This is a genomic window from Brevundimonas sp. UBA7534 (assembly GCF_002479325.1).
Taxonomy (GTDB): domain Bacteria; phylum Pseudomonadota; class Alphaproteobacteria; order Caulobacterales; family Caulobacteraceae; genus Brevundimonas.
Genome location: NZ_DLMO01000033.1, coordinates 1 through 5,637, shown reverse-complemented (window position 1 = coordinate 5,637; position 5,637 = coordinate 1). Strand labels below are relative to the sequence as shown.

Annotated in this window: 6 protein-coding genes; all 6 read right to left on the bottom strand. The window is 72.5% G+C overall.

Features of this window, described 5'->3' with window-relative positions; all coding sequences use genetic code 11:
- The coding region (locus tag B2U11_RS02305) for a DUF4011 domain-containing protein (protein WP_292069610.1) at positions 1–1,400 on the bottom strand (1,400 nt) is incomplete at its 3' end.
- 98 nt (positions 1,401–1,498) lie between these two features.
- A complete protein-coding gene (gene guaA / locus B2U11_RS02300) occupies positions 1,499–3,064 on the bottom strand; it encodes a glutamine-hydrolyzing GMP synthase (RefSeq protein ID WP_292069607.1) in 1,566 nt (521 codons plus the stop codon).
- Entirely contained in the window at positions 3,061–3,756 is a 696-nt protein-coding gene (locus tag B2U11_RS02295) for a 5'-methylthioadenosine/S-adenosylhomocysteine nucleosidase (RefSeq protein WP_292069602.1), read from the bottom strand. Before B2U11_RS02295 ends, guaA begins: the two co-directional genes overlap by 4 nt.
- Positions 3,753–5,009, bottom strand: a complete 1,257-nt coding sequence (locus B2U11_RS02290) for an RsmB/NOP family class I SAM-dependent RNA methyltransferase (protein WP_292069599.1) — start codon at positions 5,007–5,009, stop codon at positions 3,753–3,755. The genes B2U11_RS02295 and B2U11_RS02290 overlap by 4 nt, the downstream gene beginning before the upstream one ends.
- A gap of 7 nt (positions 5,010–5,016) precedes the next feature.
- Complete coding sequence (locus B2U11_RS02285; protein WP_292069596.1) at positions 5,017–5,409, bottom strand: MAPEG family protein; 393 nt, start codon at positions 5,407–5,409, stop codon at positions 5,017–5,019.
- A gap of 6 nt (positions 5,410–5,415) precedes the next feature.
- On the bottom strand, positions 5,416–5,637 hold a 222-nt coding region (locus B2U11_RS02280; RefSeq protein ID WP_292069594.1), incomplete at its 5' end, for an IMP dehydrogenase.

Genomic DNA, 5,637 nt, shown 5'->3' with positions numbered 1-5,637 from the left:
GCGTCCTGCCAGAAGTTGCCCAGGCCCTCGCCCAGGAAGCTGACGCCGGGGATTCGGTCGGTGGCGGTCAGGATGGCCTCGGCCTGCTGGCGGAACGGCTCATAGCGGCGGTCGCCGGTCAGGGCGGCCAGGGCCTGCATCGCCTGGAACGGCGAGCAGCCCCAGCGGGGGCGGACGTGGTGCAGCGAGCCGACGTGCTCCTGCAGCCGGCGCCGCCGTTCGGTCAGCGCGGCCGCGTCCCGGGCGGTGTCGGGGTCCACGGCCCGCTCGGAGCGCAGGACGGCCTGCACGAGCTGGCGGCGGAGCAGCTCGGGGTCCGCGTTGGCGGGCACATCCAGCGCGATCGAGCGCAGGTCCGCCTCCTCGAGGCGGTCGAGCACGTCGGCCAGGGCGGCGGAGCGCTCGGCCACGACCAGCACGCGCCGGCCCTCCCAGGCCAGGCGTGCGGCCAGGGCGGCGGCGGTCTGGGTCTGCCCGGTGCCGGGGGCGGCCGCCACCACGAGGGACTCCCCCGCCGCGGCGTGCTCGAGCACCCGGGCCTGGGCGGCGTCGACGTCGACGACGAGGCGCTCGTCCGCCGGGGCGACGTCGTCCTCCGCGGGCGCGCCCGTGGGCTGCAGCGCCGCCGGGCGGGGCACCATGCCGGTGCCGGCGTCGTACAGGGCCTGGACGACGGGCAGATCCTCGAGGGAGGTGGGCAGGGAGGCGGTCTCGCCGAGGTCCGCGAACGTGGAGACGAGCAGGCAATCCTGTATGTGCAGGTCCGCGATCGCGGCGGTCTCCTCGCGCAGACGGGCGAACGCGGGGGCGGGCTCGAGGCGCGCCGTGGCGTAGGCGGCCTGCTGGTACGCCTCGGGGTCCAGGGCGATGCCGTGGTGCCGGCGCAGGTTCCGCACGAGCGCCGGGTTCAGGCGGGCCGGCTCGGTGATCTGGACCTCCAGCTCGTCCCGGCCCCGGGCGCCGCGGCGCACCGTCAGGGCCACGCGGGCCAGCAGCACGGGGGCCGAGCGGCGCTCCCGCCGGCCGTCCTCCTCGGCCGTCCACGTGGCCACGCCCACGGCGAGCGCGCCGACGTCGATGCCGCGCTCCTCCGCCAGCTCGCGGACCTTGGCACGCAGGCCGAGGGAGACCTCGTGCGCCGCGTCCAGCACCGGGCCGGCCGGCAGCAGGGTGGACAGGCGGGTGCGCCGCCCCAGCAGCAGCTGCGAGACGCCGGAGGAGTTCGCCTCCGTGAGGTCGATGCTGTTGGCCGCCGAGGGCGCGAACCGCAGCATCGTGTCGTTCTCGGCGCCCGAGCCCAGGGAGGACACCCAGGCGGCCGGGTCGGGGCGGGTCTGCCCCTCGTCGGGGCGTGCGGCGGCGCGGGCGCGGGCCAGGCGCGGGAACTCCTGCTCGGTCACGTGCGTGCGGTCCTTCCTCCGTCGCCTGGGTCCAGGCGGTCTTCGTGCGGACGGCCGCCCCGGTCAGGGGCGGCCGGATGCGGCGCCGGACGCGCCGCTCACTCCCACTCGATGGTGCCCGGCGGCTTGCTGGTCACGTCGAGCACGACGCGGTTGACGCCGTCGACCTCGTTGGTGATGCGGTTCGAGATGCGGGACAGGACGTCGTCCGGGATCCGGGCCCAGTCCGCCGTCATGGCGTCCTCGCTGGTGACGGGGCGCAGGACGACCGGGTGGCCGTAGGTGCGGCCGTCGCCCTGCACGCCCACGGAGCGCACGTCCGCGAGCAGCACCACCGGGCACTGCCAGATCTGGCGGTCCAGCCCGGCCGCGGTGAGCTCGGCGCGCACGATCGCGTCCGCGCGGCGCAGCAGGTCCAGGCGCTCCTGGGTGACCTCGCCGATGATGCGGATGCCCAGACCCGGGCCCGGGAACGGCTGGCGGTGCACGATGCCCTCGGGCAGGCCGAGCTCGGCGCCCACGGCGCGGACCTCGTCCTTGAACAGCTCGCGCAGGGGTTCCACCAGCTTCAGCTTCAGGAAGTCCGGCAGGCCGCCGACGTTGTGGTGGCTCTTGATGACGTGGGCCTTGCCGCTGGACGAGGAGACGCTCTCGATCACATCTGGATAGAGGGTGCCCTGGGCAAGGAATTCGGCGCCCTCGATCTTGGCGGACTCACGGTCGAACACTTCGATGAACAGGCGGCCGATGGTCTTGCGCTTGGTCTCCGGGTCGGAGATCCCGGCCAACTCGCCCAGGAATTCCTTGGACGCATCCACGTGGATCAGGGGGATGTTGTAGTGCTCGCGGAACAGGGTCGTGACCTGCTTCGCCTCGTCCTTGCGCAGCAGACCCGTGTCCACGAACACACAGGTTAGCTGGTCGCCTATGGCCTCGTGGATCAGCACGGCGGCGACGGATGAATCGACCCCGCCCGACAGGCCGCAGATCACCTTGGCGTCGCCGACCTGTTCGCGGATCTGGGCGATCTTCTCGTCGCGATAGGCGGCCATGGTCCAGTCGCCCTTCAAGCCCGCGATGCCGTGGGTGAAGTTCTTCAGCATCTGATGGCCGCGTGGCGTGTGCATCACCTCGGGGTGGAACTGCACGCCGTAGAAACGGCGGCTCTCGTCGGCGATCACCGCATAGGGCGAACCCTCGGATGAGGCGACCACGTCAAAGCCTTGCGGAATGGCGACGATCTTGTCGCCGTGGCTCATCCAGACCTCTTCGTTCTCACCGACGGGGGCCAGGTCGGCCAGCAGGGGCGAGGTCTTCTGGACCGTGATCTCGGCGCGGCCGAACTCGCGCGTGTGGCCGCCCTCGACCTTGCCGCCCAACTGCTCGCACATCGTCATCTCGCCGTAGCAGATGCCCAGCACCGGCACGCCCGCCTCGAACACGCCCTGCGGCGCGCGGGGGCTGCCCTCTTCATGCACGCTCTCGGGACCGCCCGACAGGATGATGGCCGCCGGGTTCATGGCGGCCAGGGCGCCTTCCGCCTTCTGAAACGGATGGATCTCGCAATAGACGCTGGCCTCGCGCAGGCGGCGCGCGATCAGCTGCGTCACCTGGCTGCCGAAATCGACGATGAGCACCTTCTGGTGTTGGGTCGGCTGGGTCATGAGGTCGAATCCGGGGCGAGCGTGTGGGCGGGGTCTTGGCCTTGGCGGGCCGGGATTTCAAGGCTGGCGAGGCCCTGGGCCTCCAGCACGGCGATCAGGCGGTCCAGGGCGGCGGCCAGGTTCGCGTCGACGTGATGCAGGGTGGCGGTCCAGTCCTCCAGCGCCTTCAGCTCGGCCCGGCCGTCCGATACGCCGCGCAGGGCGACCAGGGGAACGCCGAAGGTCTGGGCCGCGCGGACCAGGGCCCAGGTCTCCATGTCCACCATCTCGGCGTCGATGGCGTCATAGGCGGCGCCGGACACGACGTTGGCGCCGGTGGACAGGCGCGCGGTCGGCACGCCGGAAATCGGACACGGCAGCGGCAGGACGGCGGGCTGGTCCAACAGCGGCGTCACGCCCCTGGCGAAGCCCAGCGGACTGGCGTCCATGTCGCGATAGGCGACCGACGACGCCTGATAGACCGCCGCGCGCTCCAACACCCGCGACCCGCACGAGCCCAGCGACACGATCAGGTCCGGCAGGTTTCCCGCCGCCTCCAGCCGCGCCAGTGCGGCGGTCAGGGCGACGGCGGCCTCGACCGGCCCGATGCCGGTCATCAGGGGGTCGATGCGGGCGCGCAGGCAGTCGCCATATTCGGCCGGCGCGGCCATGACCGGCAGGCCCGTGAGGGCGCCGTATCGCTCCAGCCTCATGCGGTCCGCTCATAGACGGCGAGGAAGAAGCCGTCCGTGTTCGTCGTCGCGGGCGACAGGCGCAGGCGCGGCGCCTCCTCGCCCCAGGGCGTGGCGACGGCGACGGGGGCGAAAGCCGGGTGCGCGGCCTCGAAGGCGTCGGCGCTGGCCTCGTTCTCGCGGCTCAGCATCGAGCAGGTGACATAGACCAGGCGGCCGCCCGGCTTCACCAGCTTGGACGCCTGCCCCAGGATGCGGACCTGGAGCGCGTGCAGCCTGTCGACCTCGTCCGCCGTCAGACGCCACGCGTCCTCGGGCCGCCGCCGCCAGGTGCCGGATCCAGAGCAGGGCGCATCGACGAAGACCAGGTCGGCCTGGCCGTTCAGGTCTTCCAGCCCGCCGCCGTTCGGCCCCAGAACGCGCAGGTCCGCCTCGACTCCGGCGCGCTCCAGGCGCGGGCGGATGTTGTCGACGCGCTTCTTGACCACGTCGGAGGCGACCAGCGTCCCCTCCCCGGCCATCGCCTGGGCCAGGCCCAGGGTCTTGCCGCCGCCGCCGGCGCAATAGTCCACCACCGTCGTGCGCGGCGCGGCGCCGGCCAGCCAGCAGGCGACCTGGCTGCCCTCGTCCTGGATCTCGACCAGGCCGGTCTTGAAGGCGTCCAGCGCCTGGACGTTGGGCGGCGGCTCGGACGGCAGGCGCAGGCCCCAGGGCGACCACGGCGTCCGCTCGGGCGTCAGGCCGGCCTCGACCAGTTCGGCCTCGACCGCATCGACCGTCGTGCGGGCGCCGTTGACGCGCAGGTCGATGGGCGCGCGCGGCTGCATCAGGGCGCGCGCTTCCTCGGTCCAGCGCTCGCCGAAGGTCGCCTTGAAGTCCTCGACCACGAACTCGGGCAGGCCCGCCGCGACCCAGCCGGGCAGATCGTCCGTCCCCGCCGTGATGCGGCTGCGCTCCTGCTTGGACAGGGGCCGGGGGCCATAGCCGTCGCCGGAATGCAGCGCTTCGATCTCCTCCAGCGGCAGACCGTCCAGCGCCGCCAGCGAACCGATCACCAGGGCCCGCCCGTCCTCGCGCCCGCCCATGATCCACGACAGGCGGCCGCGCGCGCGCAGCACCTTGTACACCCGGTCGGCGATGGCGCGGCGGTCCTTGGAGCCGGCGTAGCGGTTGGCGCCGCCCCAGGCCTTCAGCACCGCCTCGGCCGGCTGGCGGCCCTGGGCGATGGAATCCAGGATGGAGGCGGCGGCGGCGAGGCGGGCGGCAGGGGTCAATCGGATCTCAGACGAAAAGCGCCGCCAGCACCATCACCAGCCCCGCGAGCGAGACCAGCCAGACCAGCGAACGGACATAGGGAACGCCCAGGGCGTACAGCGGAACATAGACCACCCGCGCCCAGAAATAGAGCGCCGCGCCCCACACCGTCAGGGCGCCGTGCCGGCCCGCGACATGGGCGATCAGCACCGCGCCGATGAACAGCGGCAGGGTCTCGTACAGATTGGCTTGGGCGCGTTCGAGACGGCCGGTCAGCGGCTTCTTCGCCTCCGGCGTCTCGTCGCGCGGCCCCGCATTCCATTTCGAGCCGAACTCGGCCGTGCGCGCCCCGGCGGGCAGGAAGATCTGAACCAGGGCCAGGATCAGCGTCAGCGCCAGATAGGTGAGTTCGGTCGTCATGGTCGCCTACCCCTGCCGATAGTTGGGCGCCTCTCGCGTGATCATCACGTCGTGGACGTGGCTTTCACGCAGGCCCGCGCCGGTGATGCGCACGAAGCGCGCGCGCTCCTGGAACTCGGGGATCGTGCCGGCGCCGACATAGCCCATGGAGGCGCGAAGGCCGCCGACCATCTGGTGCAGCACCGGGCTGATCGGCCCCTTGTACGGCGTCTGGCCCTCGATGCCCTC